Origin of the sequence: Dietzia sp. Cai40, from assembly GCF_014145165.1 — a bacterium.
GTDB lineage: Bacteria > Actinomycetota > Actinomycetes > Mycobacteriales > Mycobacteriaceae > Dietzia > Dietzia natronolimnaea.
On record NZ_JAALEB010000047.1, the window covers coordinates 1 to 24181 of the forward strand.

Annotated in this window: 21 protein-coding genes, 2 tRNA genes and 1 pseudogene; 14 read left to right on the top strand and 10 right to left on the bottom strand. The window is 68.4% G+C overall.

The features are described 5' to 3' along the window. The 5 genes and pseudogenes from G6022_RS02170 to G6022_RS02190 form a co-directional block, all read left to right on the top strand. Nucleotides 1-917, top strand: a pseudogene (locus tag G6022_RS02170) (hypothetical protein); the annotation flags it as partial. A 150-nt stretch (nt 918-1067) separates the two neighbouring features. Continuing rightward, nucleotides 1068-1694, top strand: a complete 627-nt coding sequence (gene sigM / locus G6022_RS02175) for an RNA polymerase sigma factor SigM (RefSeq protein ID WP_182638800.1) — start codon at nt 1068-1070, stop codon at nt 1692-1694. A 133-nt stretch (nt 1695-1827) separates the two neighbouring features. Continuing rightward, on the top strand, nt 1828-2760 hold the full coding sequence (gene trxB, locus G6022_RS02180) for a thioredoxin-disulfide reductase (protein ID WP_179523999.1): 933 nt from the start codon (nt 1828-1830) through the stop codon (nt 2758-2760). A 78-nt stretch (nt 2761-2838) separates the two neighbouring features. Further along, entirely contained in the window at nt 2839-3180 is a 342-nt protein-coding gene (gene trxA, locus G6022_RS02185) for a thioredoxin (protein ID WP_179524000.1), read from the top strand. A gap of 92 nt (nt 3181-3272) precedes the next feature. Continuing rightward, entirely contained in the window at nt 3273-4463 is a 1191-nt protein-coding gene (locus tag G6022_RS02190; RefSeq protein ID WP_179524001.1) for an N-acetylmuramoyl-L-alanine amidase, read from the top strand. Here the strand turns inward: G6022_RS02190 and G6022_RS02195 are convergent. From G6022_RS02195 to rpmH, 9 genes are all read right to left on the bottom strand, one after another. Beyond that, nucleotides 4451-5146, bottom strand: a complete 696-nt coding sequence (locus G6022_RS02195; RefSeq protein WP_182609581.1) for a hypothetical protein — start codon at nt 5144-5146, stop codon at nt 4451-4453. The genes G6022_RS02190 and G6022_RS02195 overlap by 13 nt on opposite strands. Continuing rightward, entirely contained in the window at nt 5143-6243 is a 1101-nt protein-coding gene (locus G6022_RS02200; RefSeq protein ID WP_182609580.1) for a ParB/RepB/Spo0J family partition protein, read from the bottom strand. The genes G6022_RS02195 and G6022_RS02200 overlap by 4 nt, the downstream gene beginning before the upstream one ends. Further along, the gene (locus tag G6022_RS02205) at nt 6240-7163 is read right to left on the bottom strand and encodes a ParA family protein (protein WP_179524004.1); all 924 of its coding nucleotides are present in this window, start codon (nt 7161-7163) and stop codon (nt 6240-6242) included. The genes G6022_RS02200 and G6022_RS02205 overlap by 4 nt, the downstream gene beginning before the upstream one ends. 108 nt (nt 7164-7271) lie before the next feature. Continuing rightward, a complete protein-coding gene (rsmG, locus tag G6022_RS02210; RefSeq protein ID WP_241731003.1) occupies nt 7272-7961 on the bottom strand; it encodes a 16S rRNA (guanine(527)-N(7))-methyltransferase RsmG in 690 nt (229 codons plus the stop codon). A 285-nt stretch (nt 7962-8246) separates the two neighbouring features. Then, entirely contained in the window at nt 8247-8735 is a 489-nt protein-coding gene (locus tag G6022_RS02215) for a R3H domain-containing nucleic acid-binding protein (RefSeq protein WP_179524006.1), read from the bottom strand. Nucleotides 8736-8864: 129 nt separating this feature from the next. After that, nucleotides 8865-10055: a membrane protein insertase YidC gene (yidC, locus tag G6022_RS02220; protein WP_182609577.1), complete on the bottom strand. Its 1191-nt coding sequence runs from the start codon at nt 10053-10055 to the stop codon at nt 8865-8867. A 13-nt stretch (nt 10056-10068) separates the two neighbouring features. After that, nucleotides 10069-10398, bottom strand: coding sequence for a membrane protein insertion efficiency factor YidD (yidD, locus tag G6022_RS02225; protein WP_182638802.1), 330 nt, complete (start codon nt 10396-10398; stop codon nt 10069-10071). After that, on the bottom strand, nt 10395-10760 hold the full coding sequence (gene rnpA / locus G6022_RS02230; RefSeq protein WP_182609575.1) for a ribonuclease P protein component: 366 nt from the start codon (nt 10758-10760) through the stop codon (nt 10395-10397). Before rnpA ends, yidD begins: the two co-directional genes overlap by 4 nt. A gap of 18 nt (nt 10761-10778) precedes the next feature. Continuing rightward, nucleotides 10779-10922, bottom strand: a complete 144-nt coding sequence (gene rpmH / locus G6022_RS02235; RefSeq protein ID WP_179524010.1) for a 50S ribosomal protein L34 — start codon at nt 10920-10922, stop codon at nt 10779-10781. Between the two features lie 551 nt (nt 10923-11473). Between rpmH and dnaA the strand changes: the two genes are divergently transcribed. From dnaA to gyrB, 5 genes are all read left to right on the top strand, one after another. After that, nucleotides 11474-12955: a chromosomal replication initiator protein DnaA gene (gene dnaA / locus G6022_RS02240; RefSeq protein ID WP_259844122.1), complete on the top strand. Its 1482-nt coding sequence runs from the start codon at nt 11474-11476 to the stop codon at nt 12953-12955. Between the two features lie 682 nt (nt 12956-13637). Beyond that, entirely contained in the window at nt 13638-14813 is a 1176-nt protein-coding gene (gene dnaN, locus G6022_RS02245; protein WP_182609574.1) for a DNA polymerase III subunit beta, read from the top strand. A gap of 25 nt (nt 14814-14838) precedes the next feature. After that, the gene (gene recF / locus G6022_RS02250) at nt 14839-16122 is read left to right on the top strand and encodes a DNA replication/repair protein RecF (protein WP_241731002.1); all 1284 of its coding nucleotides are present in this window, start codon (nt 14839-14841) and stop codon (nt 16120-16122) included. After that, nucleotides 16119-16673 carry a DciA family protein gene (locus G6022_RS02255; RefSeq protein ID WP_179524013.1) on the top strand — a complete coding sequence of 185 codons (555 nt, stop codon included), beginning with the start codon at nt 16119-16121 and terminating at the stop codon, nt 16671-16673. Before recF ends, G6022_RS02255 begins: the two co-directional genes overlap by 4 nt. A 117-nt stretch (nt 16674-16790) precedes the next feature. Then, nucleotides 16791-18908: a DNA topoisomerase (ATP-hydrolyzing) subunit B gene (gyrB, locus tag G6022_RS02260; RefSeq protein WP_179524014.1), complete on the top strand. Its 2118-nt coding sequence runs from the start codon at nt 16791-16793 to the stop codon at nt 18906-18908. A gap of 75 nt (nt 18909-18983) precedes the next feature. Here gyrB and G6022_RS02265 read toward each other — a convergent pair whose 3' ends face one another. After that, complete coding sequence (locus tag G6022_RS02265; protein ID WP_182638804.1) at nt 18984-20333, bottom strand: alpha/beta fold hydrolase; 1350 nt, start codon at nt 20331-20333, stop codon at nt 18984-18986. A gap of 336 nt (nt 20334-20669) precedes the next feature. On the opposite strand from G6022_RS02265, the gene gyrA reads away from it, so the two are divergent. The 4 genes from gyrA to G6022_RS02285 all read left to right on the top strand — a co-directional run bounded on the left by gyrA (nt 20670) and on the right by G6022_RS02285 (nt 24116). Then, nucleotides 20670-23192 (top strand): DNA gyrase subunit A, encoded by a 2523-nt coding sequence (gene gyrA, locus G6022_RS02270; protein WP_182638806.1) that lies wholly within the window; start codon nt 20670-20672, stop codon nt 23190-23192. 6 nt (nt 23193-23198) lie between these two features. Further along, nucleotides 23199-23822, top strand: coding sequence for a DUF3566 domain-containing protein (locus tag G6022_RS02275; protein ID WP_179524016.1), 624 nt, complete (start codon nt 23199-23201; stop codon nt 23820-23822). Between the two features lie 88 nt (nt 23823-23910). After that, a tRNA-Ile gene (locus tag G6022_RS02280) sits at nt 23911-23984 on the top strand. Nucleotides 23985-24043: 59 nt separating this feature from the next. Continuing rightward, nucleotides 24044-24116 (top strand) — tRNA-Ala (locus G6022_RS02285). Nucleotides 24117-24181 lie beyond the last annotated feature (65 nt).

The window sequence follows — 24181 nt, forward strand, 5'->3', positions numbered from 1 at the left end:
GCGCCGCGTCCTCGTCCGGATCCGCCGTCCCCACGGCACCCGGACACGGTGACCCCGTGGCCGGCCCGCGCGACCGGCCGGGGGACGGGACGGGGGGACTGGCGCGCGGCGTCACTCCGGACCGGCAGTCCCACGGTGGGCTCGATACGGACCGGTATGGCGCAGACCGATACGACGCGGACCGAATCGACGAGGCCTACCCACAGCCGGACGAGGCCACCCAGAAACGTCGCTGGCAGATCATGGCCGGCACCAGCGCGGCGGCCGTCGTGGTGATCGCGCTGTTGTCCGCGTGGCTACTCGGGGCGCTGGCCGGTGGCGGCGACGAGACCCCCCTGTCCCAGCAACTCGACGCGATCGAACGGGCCGCCCAGGCCAGCAGGTCCGCCGCGACCACCGAGCCCGCATCGGACGAGTCGGGCCCGGGGGAGACCGAGCCCACCCGTGAGGCACCGTCCACGCCCGTCACGGTCTCGGACGTCACCTCGTGGCAGCCCGTCGGGTCGGCGGGGGTCGCAGAGAACTCCTCGAGCGCCCCGAACGTCGCGGACGGTGACAGGTCGACCTCGTGGTCCACCGACACCTACCGCAACCAGCTCGGCGACGGCGGGGCCGCGTACAAGCCCGGGGTGGGCCTCCTGTTGACCCTCGACGGCGAGCAGGAGACCCGGCGCGTGGTGGTCCACTCGGACGACGACGGTGTGCGCTTCGAGGTCCGGGTCGCCGACAGTGCGTCCCCGGACTCTCTCGAGGACACCACCCTGCTCGGCGAGGGGACGATCCGGGACGGCTCGGGGACCGTGACGATCGACGAGCCCGAGGAGTCCCGGTACCTGATCGTGTGGTTCACCCGGCTCGGTACCTCCGGCCCCGAGTCGTACGCGGCGTCGATCAGCGAGATCCTTCTCACCCGGTGATCCGGCCCGGCCACGGCCGAGCCCTCCCGGCCGCATCGACGACGAGAGCGACGTCGCGAGCGAGGTCGCGAGCGAGGTCGAGCCGGCTGCCCGCTCCCGGGCCCGAGGTGACAGCCCCACGGCGGTCCCCGCCGCGTTAACGTCACCGCCGTGAACACCAGCGCCGTCGACGATCTCTCCACGGTCACGGGACGCTCCCCGCTCACCGCCGGGTCGCCCCTCACGGCCGGGTCCGCGCTCTCGGACGTCCAACTGCTCGACGCGCACATCGCCGGCGACCCGGACGCGTTCTCCGCCCTCGTCCGGCGCCACTACGACTACCTGTGGCGGCTGGCCATACGGACCTCCTTCAACCGTGAGGACGCCGCCGAGGCGCTCCAGGACGCCCTCATCTCGGCGTACCGGAAGGCCGACTCCTTCCGCCACGCCTGCCCCGTCCAGGGTTGGCTCTACCGCATCGTGGTCAACGCCTGCCTGGACAAGATGCGGTCACAACGCCTGCGCACCCACTCCGAGCTCACTCCCAGACTCCACGAGGAGATCTCGCTGCGGGACCACTTCTACCAGGACCCCGCCTACGCGATCATCGTCGCCGAGGCCCTGGCGGAGCTGCCCACCGACCAGCGGGACGCGGTCGTCGTCGTCGACATGCTGCGCTGCACGGTGGCCGAGGCGTGCCACCTGCTCAACGCCCGCCCCGGCACCATCAAGAGCCGGTGTTCGCGCGGGCGGGCCAAGCTCAGCGTGCTGCTCGCGGGGGTCACCCTCACCGACTGAGGGAACAACACCGACCCGCCGGGTGTTGTCGCCTTAGTAGATCCATCGATCGGCATAGTGGTTCCGCAGATCGTGTGGATCCGCAGATCGTCCCGGCCCACGTTCCCCACCCGCCAAGGAGTCCGAAGAACCCATGAGCGACACCCTCCACGACGTCATCATCGTCGGATCCGGCCCGGCCGGGTACACCGCCGCCATCTACTCCGCTCGGGCCGAGCTCAAGCCGGTGGTGTTCGAGGGTTCGCAGTTCGGCGGTGCGCTCATGACCACCACGGAGGTCGAGAACTTCCCGGGCTTCGCCGAGGGGATGATGGGCCCAGACCTGATGATGCAGATGCGGGAGCAGGCCGAGCGCTTCGGCGCCGACCTCCGCATGGAGGACGTCACCTCGATGGACCTGGCCGGCGAGGTCAAGATCGTCCGCGTGGGGGAGGAGGAGCACCGCGCCCGCGCCGTGATCCTCGCCATGGGCGCCGCCGCACGCTACCTCGGCGTCCCCGGCGAGCAGGAGTACCTCGGCCGTGGCGTGAGTTCCTGCGCCACCTGCGACGGATTCTTCTTCCGGGACAAGCCGATCGTCGTGGTGGGCGGCGGCGACTCCGCCATGGAGGAGGCCACCTTCCTCACCAAGTTCGGTTCCTCGGTGACCATCGTGCACCGGCGGGAGGAGTTCCGCGCCTCCAAGATCATGCTCGAACGGGCCAAGGAGAACGAGAAGATCTCGTTCGTCCTCAACACCACGGTCGACGAGGTGCTCTCGGGTGCCAGTGGATCGGTCGAGCGCCTCAAGCTGCGCAACACGGTCACCGGTGAGACGAGCGAACTCGAGACGGCCGCGATGTTCGTGGCGATCGGTCACGACCCGCGCTCCGAATTGGTCCGGGACCAGGTGGAGGTCGACGAGGACGGGTACGTCCTCACCGGCCAGACCACCGCGACCTCGATCCCGGGGGTCTTCGCCTGCGGCGACCTGGTGGACCACCGCTACCGGCAGGCCATCACGGCCGCCGGTTCGGGGTGCGCCGCCTCGATCGATTCCGAGCGTTGGCTCGCCGAGCAGGCCTGACCCCCACCGGGCGGACCCGATCCGCGCGGGCGGGACACCCGGGACGCCCACACCCCCACCCCGAAAGGACCCACCACAATGGCCGTGAACACCCCTAACATCATCGACGTGACCGAGGACGACTTCGCCGAGGCCGTGCTCGCCGCCAGCGGGTCGAAGCCCGTCCTGGTGGACTTCTGGGCCACGTGGTGCCGCCCCTGCACCATGATGGCGCCGGTCCTGGACGAGCTCGCCGGAGCCGAGTCCGACAAGCTCACGGTCGCCAAGGTCGACGTGGAGGCCAACCAGGAGCTCGCCGCCGAGTACCAGATCACCGCCATCCCGGCGATGCTGCTGTTCTCCGAGGGCAAGCCGGTCAAGCGCATCACCGGAGCGAAGTCCAAGTCGGCGCTGCGCACCGAGCTCGGGGACGTCCTCTAGACGCCCCGCCCACTCGGGTGCGCTCCGGGCACGTCCGCGCCGGAGGCGGTAAGTTCATCCGGGTACCCAGTCGAGTGGAGCGGAGGAGAACCATGGCGTGGCGACGCGGTGACCGTGGGCCCGAGGTGGCCTCGATCCGGGCGACCCTCGCGGGAATGGGCCTGTTGCACAACATCGAGTCCGTCGGGGTCACCGAACCCCAGACCGGATCGATCCTGGCCCGGACCGACGCCGTGTTCGACGCCGACCTGGAGACGGCCGTCCTGGCCTTCCAGCAGGCCCGTGGGCTCATCTCGGACGGCATCGTGGGTCCGTCGACCCAGGCGGCGCTCCATGACGCCACCCACGTCCTCGGGACCCGCGATCTCAGCTACATCGTCTCCAGGCCCATGGCGGGGGACGACGTGGCGCAGTTCCAGCGTCGGCTCGGGGAACTCGGTTTCTACGCGGGACTGGTCGACGGCACCTTCGGTCCCCTCACCCATGCCGCGGCGACGGACTTCCAGCGGGACTGCGGCCTGCCCGCGGACGGCGTCGTGGGAGCCGAGACCCTGGACACCCTGAACAGGTTCTCCACCCTGTTCAAGGGTGGGGACGTCTCCTCGCTGGTCGAGCGCGAGCGGGCGCGGACCTCCGGCCCGATGCTCGCCGGCAAGCGGATCGTCCTGGACCCCGGCCCCAGCGGTTCGGAGAACCCGATCCGCATGGACACCCCGCACGGAACCATCACGGATGCCGAGCTGCTCTGGGACATCACCCGGCGGTTGTCCGAGCGGATGAACCAGGCGGGGGTCGAGGTCTTCCTCTCCCGGCCGGAGGCGATGATCCCGACCGACCCCGAGCGCGCCGAGATCGCGAACGCCTTCAACGCCGATCTCATGATCTCGCTCCGCCTGGACCGGCATCCCAACCCGGTGGGCAACGGTGTCGCCACCTTCTACTTCGGCAACTCCCTGGGTGCCGAGTCGATGCTCGGGGAGGCGCTGTCCGGGTTCATCCAGCGCGAGATCGTCAGTCGCACCAGTCTCCGCGACTGTCGCACCCACGGGCGGAGCTGGCCCCTTCTCCGGATGACCCGGATGCCGTCCATCCAGATCGTCCTGGGGTACGCCTACAATCCCCGCGATCTCTCCATCCTCGGGGACCGCACCGCACAGGACACCATCATCGACTCCATCCTCGTGGGGGTGAAGCGCCTCTACCTACTCGACGAGGACGATCACCCCACCGGGTCGATGTCCGTCAACGAGCTGATCGACTACGAACAGCGTCAGCGGGACTGACGTCCCGCCCGCGGGTCCACCGTGTGCCGGGCGGTCGCCCCGGACAACACCCCCAGCCTCCTGGTGGCGAATCCCCGCTCCGCGAAGAGCTGATCGAGCGCCCTCTCGACGTCGGCCTTCCAGAGATGCTCACTCTCGATATCGAGTCGGAGTCTCGGATGGGTCTCGTGCTCGGCCACGACGGTGAACCCGTGCTCCACGAGGAAGCCGGTCGGAGCGATGCACGACTCCGAACCACACGTGTCACGTGACAGTACGTCCCCGGTGTCCCCGGACGTCACCCCGAAGGCCTCAATCGCCTTGATTCCGCGTCGGCGCAGATCCACCACCACCGCATCGAGGAGCGAGGTCAGCGCACCGCCGGGCGCCCCGTGCTCGATGCTCAACCCCGCCAGGAGGATGGCGTCCGAGCCCACCGGGGAGGTCGGGAAGCAGGCCGCACGCGGCACCATCCCGGGGGGCGCGTAGAACGCCGCCCCGGTCGAGCGGTCACCATAGCTGGCTATCTGACCACACACACCCCATTCCAGGGACACGTGGGAGATCCACGCCTCCTTCTCGAACTCGGGATCCCCCGGCTCGTCCTGGCCGACCTGCCCGTCAGTCTGCCAGTACACACATTTGCGAGCCCGGGGCCCGAGCTGGTCCACGGCGGAGAGGTCGAGCGGCCGGATCGAGTTCATCGCGGCGATCCGGGCGTCCCGCCCTCGAGTAGCGTCAGGACCCGGTTCAGGTCATCGGCGTCGCCCACGTCGATCGTGATGCGCCCCTTTCGCCGCCCCATGGTGACCGACACCGACGTCTCGAAGCGATCGGACAGTCGACCCGCCACCGCCTCCAACTCAGGATCCCGTCGGCGACCCTGTGGCGCGGGGGAGGGCCTCGACGCCGTACCGTCGCCCTCCCGGTTCAACAGTGTGACGATCTCCTCCGTGGCCCGGACCGACAGGCCCTCCGCCACGATTCGCGCTGCGAGCTCGTCCTGGGCGGGCGCCCCGGCCTCGAGGCCCAGCAGTGCTCGGGCATGGCCGGCGGACAGCACACCGGCCGCCACCCGGCGCTGGACAGCGGTCGGCAACTGGAGCAGACGGATGCTGTTGGTGATGGCCGGACGCGACCGACCGATCCGGGTCGCGAGCTCGGCCTGCGTCACGTCGAACTCCTCAAGGAGCTGTTGGTACGCCGCCGCCTCCTCGAGGGGATTGAGCTGGACCCGATGGATGTTCTCGAGAAGCGCGTCCCGGAGGAGATCCTCGTCGTCGGTCTGCCGCACGATCGCCGGGACCGTCGGGAGCTCGGCCCGTTGGCTCGCGCGCCAGCGTCGCTCGCCCATGATGAGCTGATATCGGCCGGCCGCGATCTCACGGACGACGATCGGCTGGAGGAGCCCGAACTCTTTGACGGAGTGAGCCAGCTCGGCCAGCGCCTCTTCGTCGAAATGGGTTCGGGGCTGTTTCGGGTTCGGCTCGATCGCCGACGGAGGGATCTCTCGATACACCGCGCCGGGATCCACGAGGTCGTCGGTTTCACGTGAAACATCGTCGTCCCTCGCACCGTCCGGACGGGGTGCCCGATCGGCGTCGTCGACGGAGACGTTGCTCGCTGCCGACATCCCCGGACCGCTGGACCTCGGCCTGGGGGGAGTGGTCCGCGGACCACCGCCCCTGGGACCCAGGATCACGTCGGCTGCATCACTGCCCAGACGTGGACCCTCGTCCGGCCCCGTGGGGATCAGGGCGGCGAGCCCCCGACCGAGACCACCCCTGCGTTGCTGACTCATCGACTCTCCTCCGTGCCGGTGGACACACGGTCGTCCTCCACGTGTGAGTGCAGTCGATCCGCGCGGCTGTTGAGCTCCTTCGCCGCGTCCAGGTACGCGAGAGCGCCGCGGGATCCGGCGTCGTACTGGAGGATGGTCATCCCGTACCCGGGAGCCTCCGACACCTTGACGCTCCTGGGGATGACGGTACGGAGCACCGTGTCACCGAAGTGGGTACGGACCTCGCCAGCGACCTGCTCTGCGAGCTTGGTCCGTCCGTCGTACATCGTCAGCATGATGGTGGAGATCTCCAACGACCGGTTGAGGTGCTGCTGGATCAACTCGACATTGCGCAGCAACTGGCCGACCCCTTCGAGCGCGTAGTACTCGCACTGGATAGGGATCAGCACCTCACTCGCCGCCACCATCGCGTTCACCGTGAGCAGTCCCAACGAGGGGGGACAGTCGATCAGGACATAGTCAATGCCCAACGACACGAGGTCCTCGCTGTTGAGCACCTCGGCGAGCCGATGCTCCCGGTGGTCGAGGCCCACCAATTCGATCTCGGATCCCGCGAGATCGATCGTCGCCGGGATACAGAACAGACGCTCGGCATGGGGACTGCTCTGCATGAGGTCTTCCAGGGCGTGCTCCCACATGAGGAGCTCGTAGCTCGACGGGGTTCCCTCCCGGTGATCCACTCCGAGCGCGGTGCTGGCGTTGCCCTGCGGGTCCATGTCGATCACCAGGACACCGAGACCACCGAGGGCGAGAGACGCCGCAAGATTGACCGTCGAGGTGGTCTTACCCACCCCACCCTTCTGGTTGGCGATGGTGATGATCCGCGGATGCGGGGGTCTCGGCAACGCGGGGGCGTCGCCGTGGAGTACCTCGTTCGCCTGCCGTGCGGCCGCGAAGATCGGGGTCTCGTCTTCGGACATCCGTCACCTTTCAACTACCTGTCAGAGCAACTCAGCGCATCGTCCCGATGCCCCTGCCGCCAGTGTTTCACGTGAAACCGACATCGCCCGCTGCGATTCCGACGGACATCACCGATGCCGTGAACCGCGTGCGCGAGAGCGGGAGCCACGGCTACCCACTCTAGTCGCGAGCGTCGCAATGACCAGCCTCGTCTTCTCCGCATCCGGTGCGGACACGACCTCGACGCGCGCACCATCGAAGCCCAGTTTCCGGAGGGCTCGCTCGTCTCGTTCGATCTCGTCCGCGGCGGAGGCCCCCTTCAGCGCCACCATCCGACCACCCGGTCTGAGCAACGGCGCAGACCATCCGGCGAGCCGCGAGAGCGGAGCGACGGCCCGCGACGTCACCACGTCAGCGCCGCCGGCGTCTGCGATCACGTCCTTCTCCTCGGCACGACCGCGCACGACACGAACATCCAGTCCCAGTTGGTCGACCACCTCGAGCAGAAAGGTCGACCGACGGAGGAGGGGCTCGACCAGAGTGATGCGGAGATCGGGCCGGGCAAGCGCGAGCGGGATGCCCGGTAGGCCGGCGCCGCTGCCGATGTCGACCACCGACTCGTTCTCCATGAAGCCGACGGCGGCCGCCGCACTGTTGAGTACATGGCGGTCCCACAGCCGCGGGCGCTCGCGTGGTCCCATCAGTCCCCGCTCCAGACCGGCGGTCGCGAGGATCTCCACGTACCTGACCGCGAGGGGGAGGCGGTCGCCGAACACTGAACCCGCGCCGGTGGGAGGTTCCGGGGGAGTCTCGACCATTGACGTCTCACTCGTATCGTCCCGGGCGTCATCGCTTGTGGACGCATCGACCGCGTCACGTGTCGTTTCGTGCCCTGTGTCCTCGTTCATGTCACCGTCGTCCTCTTCCGGCGCTCATCGCCTCTGGTTTCACGTGAAACATCCCCCGAATAACATCGATGTAAGTCGCCGTGTCCGCACCACGCTCAACCCCTACATGACGCCGGGGGCGCGGGCTCCACGCCCGCGCCCCCGTTCGTCTCGCTGTCCGGCACTCGAACCGGCTCGGTCAGGCCGGCAGCTCGGTCAGGTCGGCAGGACCACGACCCGCCGATTCGGCTCGGCCCCGGTCGAGTCCGAGGACACTCCCTCGATCTCCGCTATCGCATCGTGGATGACCTTCCGCTCGAACGGGGTCATCGGCTCGAGCTCCTCGGGTTCGCCGGACTCGAGCACCCGCAGTGCGGCCACCCGACCGGCCTCGGTCAACGCCTCGCGTTTGGCAGCGCGCCACCCGGAGATGTCCAACATCAACCGGCTGCGATCTCCCAGCTCCTGCTGAACGGCCAACCGGGTCAGTTCCTGCACGGCGTCGAGAACCGCACCGTCGGAACCCACGAGGCGATCCAGATCCTCGCTCCCGTCGATGCTGACGATCGCACGATCGCCCTCGACATCCAGATCTATGTCCCCGTCGAAGTCCAGGATGTCCAAGAGCTGCTCGAGATAGTCACCGGCCACCTCGCCCTCCTCGACAAGACGCTCCTCCGACACCTCGATGTTCTTCTTCGACATGGATCTGCCTCCGTCATCGCCGCCGATCGCCGCGCCCGTCCTGGCCGGCGAGTACTCACCCCAAGTATGGGACAAGGTCCCCGATGCCGGGGCATCGGGGACCTTGTCGGTGGTCTGACTGACCTGCGGTCAGCGTTTACGCTTCTTCTTCTTGCCCTTACCGCTTCCCCCGCCGCTCTTCTGTGCGGGGCGCGTCCGTTGACCGCCCGGCTGCTGAGGTCTCTGACCCGGCCGAGGAGCCGCGCCCGGAGAGGGCGCGGGAGCGACCGCCGGGGCGGCGTCCGGGTCGTCGTCGTCATCCGACGTCACACCGGCCACCGTCTCCTGGGAGGCCACGGCGGTACCTGTCGGGGCACCCCGGCCCCTCTTGGGGTTGACGGGCTTCACGCCGACCCGCGGGGCGAGGGACTTCTGCTCCTCACGGCGCTTGAGGGCGGCCACGTCGTCCTCCTTGGCCATCTTCTCGAAGAGGTAGTACTGCTGGCCGAGGGTCCACAGGTTGTTGGTGACCATGTAGACGAGGATCGCCATCGGCCAGAACGCGCCGGTGACCAGGATGCCGATGGGGAAGGCCCACAGCATCAACTGGTTCATGATCTTGGCCTGCGGGTTGGCCGCGGCCTCAGGCGACTGGCGGGACAGCGAGATCCTGGCGTTGAGGTGCGTGGTGACCGCCGAGACGATCATCAGCGGGATGGCCACGATGATGATGTTCCAGCGCTCGAAGTCCAGTGCCGCCCCGGGGTCGACGAACGCCTGGAACTGCTCGATCGGCTGGGAGATGAACGACGACAGGGGAGCGCCGAACAGCCGCGCGTCCAGGAAGCTCTGGACCTCGTCCGCGTTGAAGACGTAGTTGCCGGTGTTCCGCGTCTCCTCCGCGCTCATACCGAGCGCACCGAAGTTGTTGCCCATCCGGTTGAAGGACCGGAGCACATGGAACAGACCCAGGAAGACGGGGATCTGGATGAACATCGGCAGACAACCGAGGACCGGATTGAACCCCTCGGACTTCTGGAGCTTGCGCGTCTCGGTGGCGAGCTTCTCGCGATCGTTCTTGTACCGCTTCTGCAGCTCCTTCATCCGCGGCTGCATCTCCTGCATCTTCCGCGAGAAGCGGATCTGCTTGGCCGCCGGCCAGAACAGCAGGATGCGGAGGGTGACCACGAGGAAGATCACGGAGAGCGCCCAGATGGCGCCGTTGGAGTCGGGTGACTCCACCCAGGGAAGAAAGCCCCCGAGGAACGCGAAGATCTTGTGCCAGAACCAGAGGATCCCGGAGATCGGGTAGTAGACCAGAGGGTCGGTGATGAACGACATCGGTGGTGGAGTCCTAGCTTCGTTCGGAGTTGTCGGGATGCTCGTGGGGATGATCCGCGGGATGGTCCGGGGCTCGCGGTTCGGCGGAACGGGGTTCGGCGGAACGGGGTTCCGGGACCGGATCCCACCCGCCGGGAGTCCAGGGACCACACCTCAACAACCGCCACACCGAGAGCCACGTCCCGTACCAGGCGCCGTGCACTCGAACGGCCTCGACCGCGTAACTGCTGCAGGTGGGTTCGAACCGACAGCTCGGTGGGGTCAGGGGCGAGATCCCCTTCTGGTAGAAGTCGAGCATCCACAGAAGGACCCGGGCCACGGGGCCGTGGCGGCCCTCGGTCATGACCGCTCCTCACGAGCACGCGGCACCGCGGAGGACAGACCGGAACGCATATCGCGGACCAGATCGTCATGGGAGGCCGCCGCAGAGGCCGGATTGGCCCTGACCACGATCAGGAGATCGGGATCGAGCTCCGCCAGCAACTCGGCGGCGATATGACGAAGCCGCCGGCTGACACGGTGGCGGGTCACCGAGTCACCGACGGCTTTGCTGACGACCAGGCCGAAACGAGGACCGCCCACGCGGACGTCCGAAGAGTCCACGTGGGCGTGTACGACCATCGTCCGGCGGCCCTTCCTCGCACCCCTCCGCACCACCGCCGCGAAGTCAGCGGAACGGTGGAGCCGGTGGGTCCTGGGAAGCACCCGCCACCCCGGCCCGGATCAGGCCGTCAACGAGGCGCGGCCCTTACGGCGGCGAGCGCCGACAATGCCGCGACCGGCGCGCGTGCGCATCCGGAGACGGAAGCCGTGCACCTTGGCACGACGACGGTTGTTCGGCTGGTAGGTCCGCTTGCCCTTGGCCATGACTGGCTCCTCACGTGAAGTAGGCGCCACTCGTGCGCCCGATCGAGTTCCTGATGTCGTCGAAACACCACTGACGGGCGGTACCACGACGCGCCGCACGCCTCACGGGCGCGCGACAGACTGCTCAAGATTACGCGCACGATGGCCTCGCCACCAAACCGTGTAATCACATCCGCACCATCGGTACCACCCTGCAGGCCACGGCAACACGCCGGGACGCCGGATGCTTGACATCCGCCCTCCAGTTGATCTTGAGGGTTGCCCACGAGTTCACGGTGTTGTTACGGTCATTCATCATCGAGCCCCACCCGGGCCGCCTAACGTAATCACGACGCAGCAGACCCCACCCTCACGCACTGGAGACCGAACCCGCCACCGCGGGGCCGGTCTATCTTCCACAGCTGTGGACAACCATGTGGATACCGCGTTGGACCTGGGTCGGAGCCTGTGGATAGAGTGTGGTGCCCGGCCGGGCCGAGAGGGTCGGCCACCCGGAACCGCTTCACACCGACGAGAGGAGACCGCCCACCGTGTCTCCTGACCTCGAACACGTGTGGAGCGCGGTCCTCGACAAGCTGACCGACCCGTCTCTGGCCAGCGATGACAATCCCGCGTTGTCCCGCCAGCAGCAGGCCTGGTTGCGTCTCGTCCAACCGATCGCCGTGGTCAACGGGTTCGCGATGCTCGCCGCGCCGTCCGCGTTCGCCCGGGACAACATCGAGTCGATCCTGCGCGGGCCGATCACCCGCGCGCTCAGTTCCCAACTCGGGGAGCCCGTCGATCTGGCGGTCAAGGTCGACACCTCCCTCGCCGGCCGGCACCACCACTCCGATGCCGACGATCCCCGGATCGACGTCGACGAGATACACCGACCCGAGCCGGAGGCCTCCCATCCACCGGCCACCTCGCGCCCGGTCCGCATGACCGAGGAGCAGATCGCGGCCGAACGACTGCTGCACGGCAGCGACCGCGACGAGGCCCTGTCGGCGGCGACCGCGCCTGGACTCAACGAGCGGTACACGTTCAGCGCGTTCGTCCAGGGGAACTCCAACCGGTTCGCCCGAGCGGCGGCGCTCGCAGTCGCGGAGGCCCCGGCGCGCGCCTACAACCCGCTGTTCATCTGGGGCGAGTCGGGGCTCGGCAAGACACACCTGCTCCACGCGATCGGGCACTACTCCCTGAGGATGTACTCCGAACAGAAGGTCAAGTACGTCTCGACCGAGGAGTTCACCAACGACTTCATCAACTCCGTCCGCGACGGCCGCCAGAACATGTTCAAGAAGCGGTACCGCGAGGCCGACATCCTCCTGGTCGACGACATCCAGTTCCTCATCGGCAAGGAGCAGGTGCAGGAGGAGTTCTTCCACACCTTCAACACGATCCACAACGCCCAGAAGCAGATCGTCATCTCCTCCGATCGGCCCCCCAAGCAGCTCCAGCCCCTCGAGGACAGGCTGCGTACCCGCTTCGAGTGGGGTCTCATCACGGACATCCAGCCGCCCGAGCTCGAGACGCGAATCGCGATCATCGACAAGAAGGCCAAGTCGGAGAACTACGTGGTCCCCCGCGATGTCCTGGAGCTGATCGCCACACGCGTGCAGCGCAACATCCGCGAGCTCGAGGGTGCGCTGATCAGGGTCGTCGCGTTCGCCTCCCTCAACGGACACGAGATCGACGTCCCGTTGGCCGAGGTGGTCCTGCGCGACGTGGTCTCGGACGACGATTCCCTCCAGATCTCGGCCGCGACGATCATGGCGGTGACCGCGGAGTTCTTCTCCACCAGCATCGACGAGCTCTGCGGGACGTCGAAGACCCGGTCTCTCTCCCGCGCCCGCCAGATCGCGATGTACCTCTGTCGAGAGCTCACGGACCTCTCGCTACCCAAGATCGGCGTCACCTTCGGCGGCAAGGACCACACCACGGTCATGTACGCCCAGCGGAAGATCCTCAAGGAGATCAAGGACGACCGGCGCATGTACGACCAGATCCAGGAGCTCACCGCCCGGATCAAGGAACGCTCGCGGTCTCTCTGACGGCTCTCCGACCCGTCCCCCCGGCCGCACACCCACGCGATCCCTCTGCTGCTCCTGCGGCGGCTCGTCCGTGCGCTCGCCGATGCCTTCGTCCATGCCCTCGTCGGGCCGGACCGCTCGGTTCCGCGTGGCTCCTCGTCGGGCCGCCCCCCGAGTGGCCCGGCGCCGCACACGCCCGCCCCACGGACCACCCCCGGTTCTCGAGAGTCGGAGTCGTGTGACCGTTCCGACATGTAAATGTGACCCCCCTCATACCATGTGCCACACCCTTCACACCTGTGGACAACTCTGTGGGTTCCTGTGGACCGGCGGTGGACAGACGGTGGACCGAAATCTGTGATTCCACCCGCGCCGCTCGCAAGTCACAAGATGAGCCGATTCGGTCCACAGCCACAATCGCACCCTGAACTGCGTAGACAGGCGTCGGCTCACAATTTCACAGGACCTACTACTACTACTTATCTCTCTAGAGAGTTCTTGTAAGAAGTAGGTATGTGGAACGGCGAGCCTGCTTGACCGGGTTACAGGACTCCGTGTTCCCGCTGTCGGCGGGAGCGGTTACTCTCATGGAGATGATCCGGCGGACCCCGTCGGACGCCAGAGAACGCCCGAGACCGCAGCCGCGAACAGACCACTCGTCCAGATACCGGCGGTACGCGCCCCGCCCAGAAAGAGGTCACCGATGGAGATCACGGATCCGACGTTCCGCGTCACCCGCGAGGACTTCGCCGATTCGGTGGCCTGGGTGGCGCGGACCCTTCCGTCACGACCGTCGGTCCCGATCCTCGGCGGGGTTCTCCTCGAGGCGGACTCCGGTCTGACCATCTCGGGTTTCGACTACGAGACCTCCGCGCAGGTCTCCGTCCCGGCCGAGGTGTCCGAGCCGGGGAGCACCCTGGTGTCCGGTCGGTTGTTAGCCGACATCGCCCGCGCGCTCCCGGACCGTCCGGTCGAGGTCACGGTGAGCGCCCAGAAGATGTACATCAACTGCGGCACCGCCAAGTTCACCCTGCCCACGATGCCGGTCGAGGACTACCCGCAGCTGCCGGCGATGCCCGGGGTGACCGGATCGGCCGCGGTCGACGCGTTCTCCGAGGCCGTGGCCCAGGTCGCCGTGGCGGCCGGCAAGGACGACACGCTCCCGATGCTCACCGGCATCCGGATGGAGATCGAGGGACCCCGGGTCACCCTCATCGCGACCGACCGGTTCCGCCTGGCCATCCGCGATCTGGAGTGGGAACCCGCTCGCGAGGACGTGGCCGTGGAGGTCCTGATCCCGGCCAAGACGTTGTCCGACGTGACCCGGTCGGCGGGCCAGGGTGGGCGTGTCGACCTCAGCCTGGGCGCGGGCTCGGAGGTCGGGGCGGACGGCATCATGGGCGTGCTGGTCTCCGGGCAGCGCACCACGACGCGGCTCCTCGACGCCGAGTTCCCCAAGGTCCGCCAGCTGCTGCCGACCCAACACACCTCGATGGCGGTCGTCCAGGTCGACGCGCTGGTGCAGGCCATCAAGCGCGTCGCGCTGGTCGCGGACCGGGGAGTGCAGGTCCGGATGACGTTCTCCGACGGCGAGTTGGCGCTCTCCGCGGGCGGGGATGACGCGGCCCAGGCCTCGGAGACCCTCCCCGTCGACTTCCTCGGTGAGCCCCTGACCATCGCGTTCAACCCCGGTTACCTGTTGGACGGGCTCGGCAGCATGCACTCGGCGCGCGTCGCGTTCGGGTTCACCCAGGCCAGCCGTCCCGCGGTCCTGCGTCCCGCTCCCGAGGAACTGCCCTCCCCGGACGCCGACGGCGCGATCGCCCCCGTCGACTCGAACCACACCTACCTGCTCATGCCGGTCCGCCTGCCGGGCTGACCCGGCTCTCCCGAAGCCGCCCGGCATGCACCTGCGTCACCTCAGGCTCCTGGATTTCCGATCCTGGCCTCTGCTCGAGCTGGAGCTGGAGCCCGGGGTGACCACACTGGTGGGGCGCAACGGTCACGGGAAGACGAACGTCCTCGAGGCCGTCGGGGTGCTGGCCACCCTGAGATCGCACCGGGTCGCAGCCGAGGCACCGATGATCCGCACGGGCGCGGAGACGGCCATGATCGCCGCCCTCGCCCACAACGCCGGACGTGAACTCACCGTGGAGCTGGCCCTCAACTCGGGGCGGCCCAACCGGGCGCGGCTCAACACCTCGCCCTGCCGCCGCCTCGGCGACATCCTCGGCGTCGTGCAATCCGTGCTCTTCGCACCCGAGGACCTGGCCCTGGTCCGAGGGGAGCCGGCCGAGCGTCGCAGACTGCTCGACGAGCTCCTGGTCCAACGTCGGCCCGCCCACGGGGGCGACCTCGCCGAGTACTCCTCCGTTCTCCGACAGCGGTCGGCCCTCCTCAAATCCGCCTCCGGCGTGCTCCGGCGCGGGAGGGGGGAGGAGGCGGAGGCGGCCCTGGACACGCTCGACGTGTGGGACGGTCGTCTCGCCCAACTCGGGGCGAGGATCGTCGCGGGGCGCGTCCTCCTGCTCGAGGAGTTGCGACCACTGGTCGTCGATGCCTATCGCGGTCTGGCGCCGGAGTCCCGTCCGGCCGATCTCGCGTACCGGTTCCGGGTCGGCGCCGCACCGGAGGAGTCCGAGTTGGCCGACCCCGAGCTCGTCGAGGCTGTCCTGCTCGCCGAGCTCGGGAGGAGACGCCAGGACGAGATCGACCGGGGGATGTCCCTCGTCGGACCTCACCGGGACGATGTGGTCCTGTCGCTCGGTGACGAGCCCGCCAAAGGGTTCGCCAGCCACGGCGAGACCTGGTCGTTCGCCCTCGCCCTGCGCCTCGGATCGCTCGAACTCTTCCGGGCGGACGGCATCGAGCCCGTCCTGCTCCTGGACGACGTGTTCGCCGAACTCGACCGCCACCGCCGTGCCGCCCTCGCGGCGGCGGCGACCGGCGTCGAACAGGTCCTGGTGACCGCGGCGGTCGGCGAGGACGTCCCGGACGGATTGCGGGGGGTCCGTCATGACGTGGTGATGACGGGGGAGGGCGCGGGTCGTCACTCGGACATCACGGTGTCGCGCCGCCCCGCCGGACGTCACGACGAGGTTGCCGGACGTCACGACGAGGTTATGGACGACGACCATAACGACGGAGACGACGACACCGCACCCTCGACCAGGGAGGTCCACAGGTGACCGACGATCAGCGGAGGGATCCGATAACACCGTCCGACCCGCCACAACGCGGTTATGACATCGCGAGGCAGGCCCTCGAGGAGGCACGCACACGGGCTCGTGCGGACGGCAAACAGGTCGGTCGCGGGCGGACCGGTCCGGTGGGAGGCGGGAAGCGGCTGCGCAAACGTGGCTGGACCGGGTCGGGTGCCGACCCCTGGGATCCCCAGCCGCTCGGGCGACTCGTCGGCCAGGTCGCCAAGAGACGGGGTTGGGACGACAAGGTCACCACCGGTCGGCTGTTCGCGGAGTGGGACCGCATCGTCGGCGAGGACATGTCCGCGCACGCCACCCCGGAGCGACTCGAGGAGGGCGTGCTGTACGTCCGCGCCTCCAGCACCGCGTGGGCGACCCAACTCCGGCTCGTGGCGGCCGACATCCTCCGCAAGATCGCCGCGGCCATGGGACCGGGTCACGTGCGTCGCCTCAAGATCGAGGGCCCCGAGAAACCCAGTTGGCGGAAGGGTCCGTTGCACGTGTCCGGTCGTGGGCCGCGGGACACCTACGGCTGAGGGGCGGAGCCACCCGGGTGGCCATCGGGCCCGTCCTGGCGAGCCCGGGGGCCGCGCGCGGGTTGTCGCAGGTAGACTGGGCCGGTCCCAGACCCCCGAGACGCGAGGAGTTCGCACGTGGCGGACGCCAAGAGCAAGGCCAGCAAGAAGGGCACGAACGACTACGGTGCGTCATCGATCACCGTTCTCGAAGGACTCGAGGCCGTCCGGCTGCGTCCGGGTATGTACATCGGCTCCACAGGGACGCGCGGTCTGCACCACCTGATCTGGGAGGTGGTGGACAACTCGATCGACGAGGCAATGGCCGGCCACGCGACCGGTGTCAAGGTGACCTTGCTGGAGGACGGCGGCGTCGAGGTGATCGACGACGGCCGTGGCATCCCCGTCGAGATGCACGAGCAGGGCATGCCCACCGTGCAGGTCGTCATGACCCAGCTGCACGCGGGCGGCAAGTTCGACTCCGACTCCTACGCGGTCTCCGGTGGTCTCCACGGCGTGGGCATCTCGGTGGTCAACGCGCTGTCGACGCGGGTCGAGGTGCAGATCAAGCGGGACGGACGCCTGTGGCAGCAGAACTTCAACATGGCCGTCCCCGAGGAGCTCGTCGACGCCGGGCCCGCCGAGGGAACCGGCACCAGGGTCCGCTTCTGGGCTGACGGGTCGATCTTCGAGTCCACCGAGTACGACTTCGACGTGGTGGCCCGTCGCCTCCAGGAGATGGCGTTCCTCAACAAGGGCCTGACCATCACCCTGACCGATCGACGGTCCCGGGCGGAACAGGCAGCGGAGCTCGACGCGATCGCGGACAGCGAGGGTCGCGGATCCGACTCCGCGCCCGGTTCCGACGAGGGGTCGGACATCGAGCACGCCGTGGACGCGGAGCAGGCCTTCGTCGAGGGCGCCGTCGAGACCACCGAGCCCGCCGAGCCGGTCAAGGTCCGTGAGCGCAAGCGCACCTTCCACTACCCGGACGGCCTCAAGGACTACGTCACCGCGATCAACAAGTCCAAGACGGCGATCCACCAGACGATCCTCTACTTCGAGGGCAAGGGCACGGGCCACGAGGTCGAGGTCGCGATGCAGTGGAACTCCGGGTACTCGGAGTCGGTCCACACCTTCGCCAACACGATCAACACCCATGAGGGCGGCACCCACGAGGAGGGCTTCCGCGCCGCGCTGACCTCACTGGTGAACAAGTACGCCCGCGACAAGAAGCTGCTCAAGGAGAAGGACCCCAACCTCACGGGTGACGACATCCGCGAGGGCCTCGCCGCGGTGATCTCGGCCAAGATCTCCGACCCCCAGTTCGAGGGTCAGACCAAGACGAAGCTGGGCAACACCGAGGTCAAGGGCTTCATCCAGCGGCAGGTCTCGGAGCACGTCGGTCACTGGTTCGAGGCCAACCCGGCCGAGGCCAGGGTGATCGTCAACAAGGGCATCGCCTCGAGCCAGGCCCGCGTCGCCGCCCGCAAGGCCCGCGAGATGGTCCGCCGCAAGTCGGCGACCGATATCGGCGGGCTCCCCGGGAAGCTGGCCGACTGTCGCTCCAAGGACCCGGCCAAGTCCGAGTTGTACATCGTGGAGGGCGACTCCGCCGGCGGCTCGGCCAAGTCCGGTCGGGACTCGATGTTCCAGGCGATCCTGCCGCTGCGCGGGAAGATCATCAACGTCGAGAAGTCCCGGATCGACAAGGTCCTCAAGAACACGGAGGTCCAGGCGATCATCACCGCCCTGGGCACGGGTATCCACGAGGAGTTCGATCTCGAGAAGCTGCGCTACCACAAGATCGTGTTGATGGCCGACGCCGACGTCGACGGTCAGCACATCTCGACGCTCCTGCTCACCCTCCTTTTCCGGTTCATGAAGCCGCTGGTGGAGAACGGGAACGTCTACCTGGCGCAGCCGCCGCTGTACAAGCTCAAGTGGGGCAAGGGCGAGCCCGACTTCGCGTACTCGGACCGCGAGCGCGACGAGCTCCTCAAGATCGGTCTGGAGAAGAAGCGCAAGATCAACGTCGAGGACGGGATCCAGCGCTACAAGGGTCTCGGTGAGATGAACCCCAAGGAGCTGTGGGAGACCACCATGGATCCGACGGTGCGCACCCTCCGGTTGGTCACGCTCGACGACGCCGCGGCCGCCGACGAGTTGTTCTCGATCCTCATGGGCGAGGACGTCGACGCGCGCCGCAACTTCATCACCCGCAACGCGCGGGACGTCCGCTTCCTCGACGTGTGATCCGCGCCCCCGGTCGGCGGGCATCTCGCAGGGAGGGCAGCGGTATCGCCCGCGAGATACCCGCCGACCCGTGGGCTACAGGCTCCCGCAGTCGTTCGGCGCGGGTTCTCCCGCGAGCCGGCGGGTGACGAAGTCCAGGGCCGCCGGGAAGTTGGTCACGGCCGCCGCGGCGTGCGTCACGCCGGCGACGGGCGGGGTCGTCTCATAACGGAAGTGCACGGCCGTTCCCTGTTCGCACCAGTCCCGGCCGAGCTGCTCGACCTGACCGAGCGGGATGATGTCGTCGTTGACACCCCCGGCGACCATCACCGGGACCTCGGGTCGGAGTCGGCCGATCCGCTGGTGATCGAGGACCCGCAAGGCCTCGGGCTCGGAGCGGATCAGCTCTCCGAGGCTGCGGCCCGAGTGGGTCCACTCGTTGGTGGTGCGCATCCCGTACGCCGAGCGCAGGTCGAGGGTGCACAGGCCGGCGATGTCTGCGAGCGCGGCCCGACCGGCGCCGTTGACCTGCCTGTCGACCACCTGCTGGACGGCGGGGAAGCGCTCGGACATGCCGTTGATGGCGTACCCGATCGCACCGGTGAGCGTGGAGCCGTCGATGTGGTCGAGCACCGCCAGCAGATCCGCCGGGGGAGCGGACGCGTAGGCCGCGCGCAGGTCGACGTCCGGGGCGTACACGGGGGCGAGCTCGGCAGCGGCCGCGGAGGCACCTCCACCCTGGGAGTGACCCCAGAACACCACGGGAGCGTCCCCGCTCAGAGCGCGGGCGGCCCGGGCACCGTCCAGCATGGCGTGGGCCTGCTCCACCCGGTCGGAATAGGTGTGCACGCCGGGCGTGCCGAGCCCGATGTAGTCGATCACCATCACCCGGAAGCCCTGGGCGGCCAGGACCAGCGCGAACGCCTGCTCATATGAGGGCACCGCGCCCCCGGTCTGCGGGTTCACGCCGAGCGCCGTCTCAAGATTCCGGGACGGGGCACACGCATCGCCCTGACCCTGCGTACCGGGCCCGATCACGATGGTGGGTCGTGGACCGGGACCGTTCCACGGTGCGGTCGAGTCGTACAGCGCGCCGGATGTGGCCACGGGTCGACCGTCGACGTCGAGGGTCTGGTAGACGGCCCGCTGAGCCATCGCCGGCAGTGGGGAGGGAAGCGGAGGCAGTCCGGGGACGGACACCGCGAGCGGTAGGTCGGCCGGTTGCGCACGGAGGACGGCGCCCGGGGACGAGGGTGCGAGGCCCCGGGTGTCGTAGAAACCGCCCGGTTGGTCGAACTGGACGCTGTCCCTGTTCGGGGGCGCCGGGGTCGACGGCTGGGCGCCGGCGATCGCGGGCAGCCCGCTGACGAGCACGAAGACCGACGTCGCGGCCACCGCGGTGAGACGACGACTCCGGCGGGCGGACTGACGGGAGAGGCGCGACATGACTGAAATGTTACGTGCGTCACATCATCTGGGCACGGGAATCCGTCGAGACGGCCGGAGACCAGGCGACCCGAGACCAGGCGACCCGAGACCGGGCGAGCGGACAGGGTCAGCGAGGACCGGGTCCGGGAGCGGTGACGCCCGGAGGACCCTGCGACGCACGCGGTCGAGGACCCGTTCCATTCGCAGATAATAGGGTGCCCGAGGCGTGCCCTCGAACCCGTTTCCCCAGGACCTATAGACTGGGCGGGTCGTACGGTCGCCGTCAGAGCACGCGCGTGCCCGCGACATCGTCTGCGAGAGAAGCCAGCGCGACGAGGAACCGAAGAGGAGCCCATGACGGACACGACGTTGCCGCCCGACGCCGGGGGACACGACCGCATCGAACCGGTCGACATCCAGGCGGAGATGCAGAGAAGCTACATCGACTACTCGATGAGCGTCATCGTCGGGCGGGCCCTCCCGGACGTCCGGGACGGGCTCAAGCCCGTCCACCGTCGCATTCTCTACGCGATGTGGGACAACGGCTACCGGCCCGACCGTAGCTACGTGAAGTCCGCGAAGCCCGTCGCCGACACCATGGGCAACTACCACCCGCACGGTGACTCGGCCATCTACGACACCCTGGTCCGTCTGGCCCAGCCGTGGGCGATGCGCTACCCGATGGTCGACGGCCAGGGGAACTTCGGTTCGCGCGGCAACGACGGTGCGGCCGCGATGCGCTACACCGAGTGCAAGATGACCCCGCTCGCCATGGAGATGGTGCGGGACATCGACAAGAACACGGTCGATTTTCAGCCCAACTACGACGGCAAGACGTCCGAACCGGTCGTTCTGCCGTCCCGGGTACCGAACCTGCTGATCAACGGCTCCAGTGGCATCGCGGTGGGAATGGCCACCAAGATGCCGCCGCACAACCTCCGCGAGGTCGCCGAGGCCGTCTACTGGGTTCTGGAGAACCCGGACGCCGGGGACGACGAGGCGCTCGACGCCTGCATGGGCTTCATCAAGGGGCCGGACTTCCCGACCCACGGGTTCATCGTCGGGGACCAGGGCATCAAGGACGCCTACACCACCGGGCGCGGTTCGATCCGGATGCGCGGCAAGACCTCCATCGAGGAGGACGGCAACCGCACCGTCATCGTGATCACCGAGCTGCCCTACGAGGTCAACCCGGACAACATGATCCTGTCGATCGCCGAGCAGCTGCGCGACGGCAAGATCGCCGGCATCTCCAAGATCGACGACGAGTCGTCCGACCGTGTGGGACTGCGGATCGTCATCACGCTCAAGCGCGACGCCGTGGCCAAGGTCGTCCTCAACAACCTCTACAAGCACTCGCAGCTGCAGACGTCGTTCGGCGCCAACATGCTGTCGATCGTCGACGGCGTGCCGCGCACGCTCCCGATCCACCAGCTGGTGCGGCTGTACGTCACGCATCAGATCGAGGTCATCGTCCGGCGCACCCAGTACCTGCTGGACGAGGCCGAGCGGCGGGCCCACATCCTGCGCGGGCTGGTCAAGGCGCTCGACGCTCTCGACGAGGTCATCGCGCTCATCCGTCGGTCGCAGACCGTCGACATCGCCCGCGAGGGTCTCAAGGACCTCCTCGACATCGACGACGACCAGGCCCAGGCCATCCTCGACATGCAGCTCCGCCGCCTCGCGGCCCTGGAGCGGCAGAAGATCGTGGACCAGCTCGCCGCCATCGAGCTCGAGATCGCCGACTACAAGGACATCCTGGCCAAGCCCGAGCGGCAGCGGGCGATCGTCGGAGACGAACTCCGCGAGATCGTCGAGAAGTACGGCGACGACCGACGCACCGTGATCATCCCGGCCGACGGCGACGTCACCGACGAGGACCTGATCGCCCGCGAGGACGTCGTCGTCACCATCACGGAGACGGGTTACGCCAAGCGGACCCGCACGGATCTCTACCGCGCCCAGAAGCGGGGCGGCAAGGGTGTGCGGGGCGCGGAGCTCAAGCAGGACGACATCGTCCGGCACTTCTTCGTCTCCTCCACGCACGACTGGCTGCTGTTCTTCACGACCAAGGGCCGGGTCTACCGCGTCAAGGCCTACGAGCTGCCCGAGGCCAGCCGCACCGCGCGGGGCCAGCACGTGGCCAACCTCCTCGCGTTCCAGCCGGAGGAGCGGATCGCCGGGGTCATCCGGATCAAGGGGTACCAGGACGCCCCGTACCTGGTCCTGGCCACCAGCAACGGCCTGGTCAAGAAGTCCCGTCTCGAGGACTACGACTCGCCTCGCTCGGGCGGTCTCATCGCGGTCAACCTCCGCGACGGCGACGAGCTCGTCGGTGCCGCCCTCGCCGGCCCCGAGGACGACCTCCTCCTGGTCTCCGAGAAGGGACAGTCGATCCGGTTCCACGCCAACGACGACACGCTCCGCCCGATGGGCCGTGCGACGTCCGGTGTCATGGGGATGCGGTTCAACGACGGCGACGCCCTGCTCAGCATGTCGGTGGTCCGTTCGGAGATGGACGAGAACCAGCTCTTCCTGCTGGTGGCCACCGAGCGCGGGTACTCCAAGCGCACCGCGCTGGCCGAGTACGCCGCCCAGGGCCGGGGCGGCAAGGGCGTGCTCACGCTCATGTTCGATCCCAAGCGCGGCAAGCTCGTGGGTGCGACGATCGTGGAGTTGCAGGACGAGCTCTACGCCATCACGTCCAGCGGTGGCGTGATCCGCACGTTCGCCAAGCAGGTGCGCAAGGCGGGCCGGCAGACCAAGGGCGTGCGCCTGATGAACCTCGCCGAGGGTGACTCGCTGCTGGCGATCGCCCGCAACGCCGACGAGCCCGACGACGACGACCGGCTCGACGCCGGGTCCGACAAGGAGTAGAAGGCGATGACCGAGCCGAGCGACGGACCCGAGAGCGGCCCGGCACCCAAGGGTTCCACCCCTGCGCCGGGCTTCGGCGGGTCGGCCAGCTCCACGACCGGGGCGGAGTCCCCCGCCGTGGAGACCACCCCCGACGACGCGACCGCGACCGCGTCGTTCCCCGCGGCGACCCAGCACCGCGCCGAGGGACTGCCCGGCGGTGTCGCGACCGCGCACTCGGGTGGCGCGGCCGGTCGCGCGGCCCCCATGGTTCCGCCGACGGAGCGGCGGGGGCCGATGGAGTCGGTGCTCGTCCTGCGACGCATCGACCCGTGGTCGGCGTTCACCACCGTGCTCGGGCTGATGTTCGCCCTGTACCTGGTGTGGATGGTCGCGATCGGTGTCACCTACCTCCTGCTCTCCGGCATGGGGGTGTGGGACCGGCTCGGAGGGTTGCTCTCCGGGGTCGCGGGCGACGAGTCGGCGGCCGCGATCGGGCCGTCGACGATCTTCCTCTACAGCGGCGGCGTGGGACTGCTCAACGTCCTGCTGCTGGCCATCCTGACGACCCTCGCGGTGTTCATCTACAACCTCGCCGCCGGGCTGACCGGTGGCGGCGTGCAGGTGACGCTGAGCGATCGCCGGAACTGAGGTGCCGGTTCGGGGGTCCCGTCGTCGCCGCGGGACTCCCGATTTGGGTGGCGGCGCGCGCGTCGGGTAGATTAACGCTTCGGTACGAGGGCCTATAGCTCAGGTGGTTAGAGCGCCAAACTGATAATTTGGAGGTCGGAGGTTCAAGTCCTCCTAGGCCCACCCCCGCATGGCAGACGCCGGATCGCTAGCCGCGGTCCGGCGTTCACGCTTTGTGGCACGGGGCCTTAGCTCAGTTGGTAGAGCGCTGCCTTTGCAAGGCAGATGTCAGGGGTTCGAATCCCCTAGGCTCCACTCCTCTCCCTCCCGCGTCCCCCTCCCCGCCCGACGGGTGTCGGGCCGTGGTGGACCGACCCCAG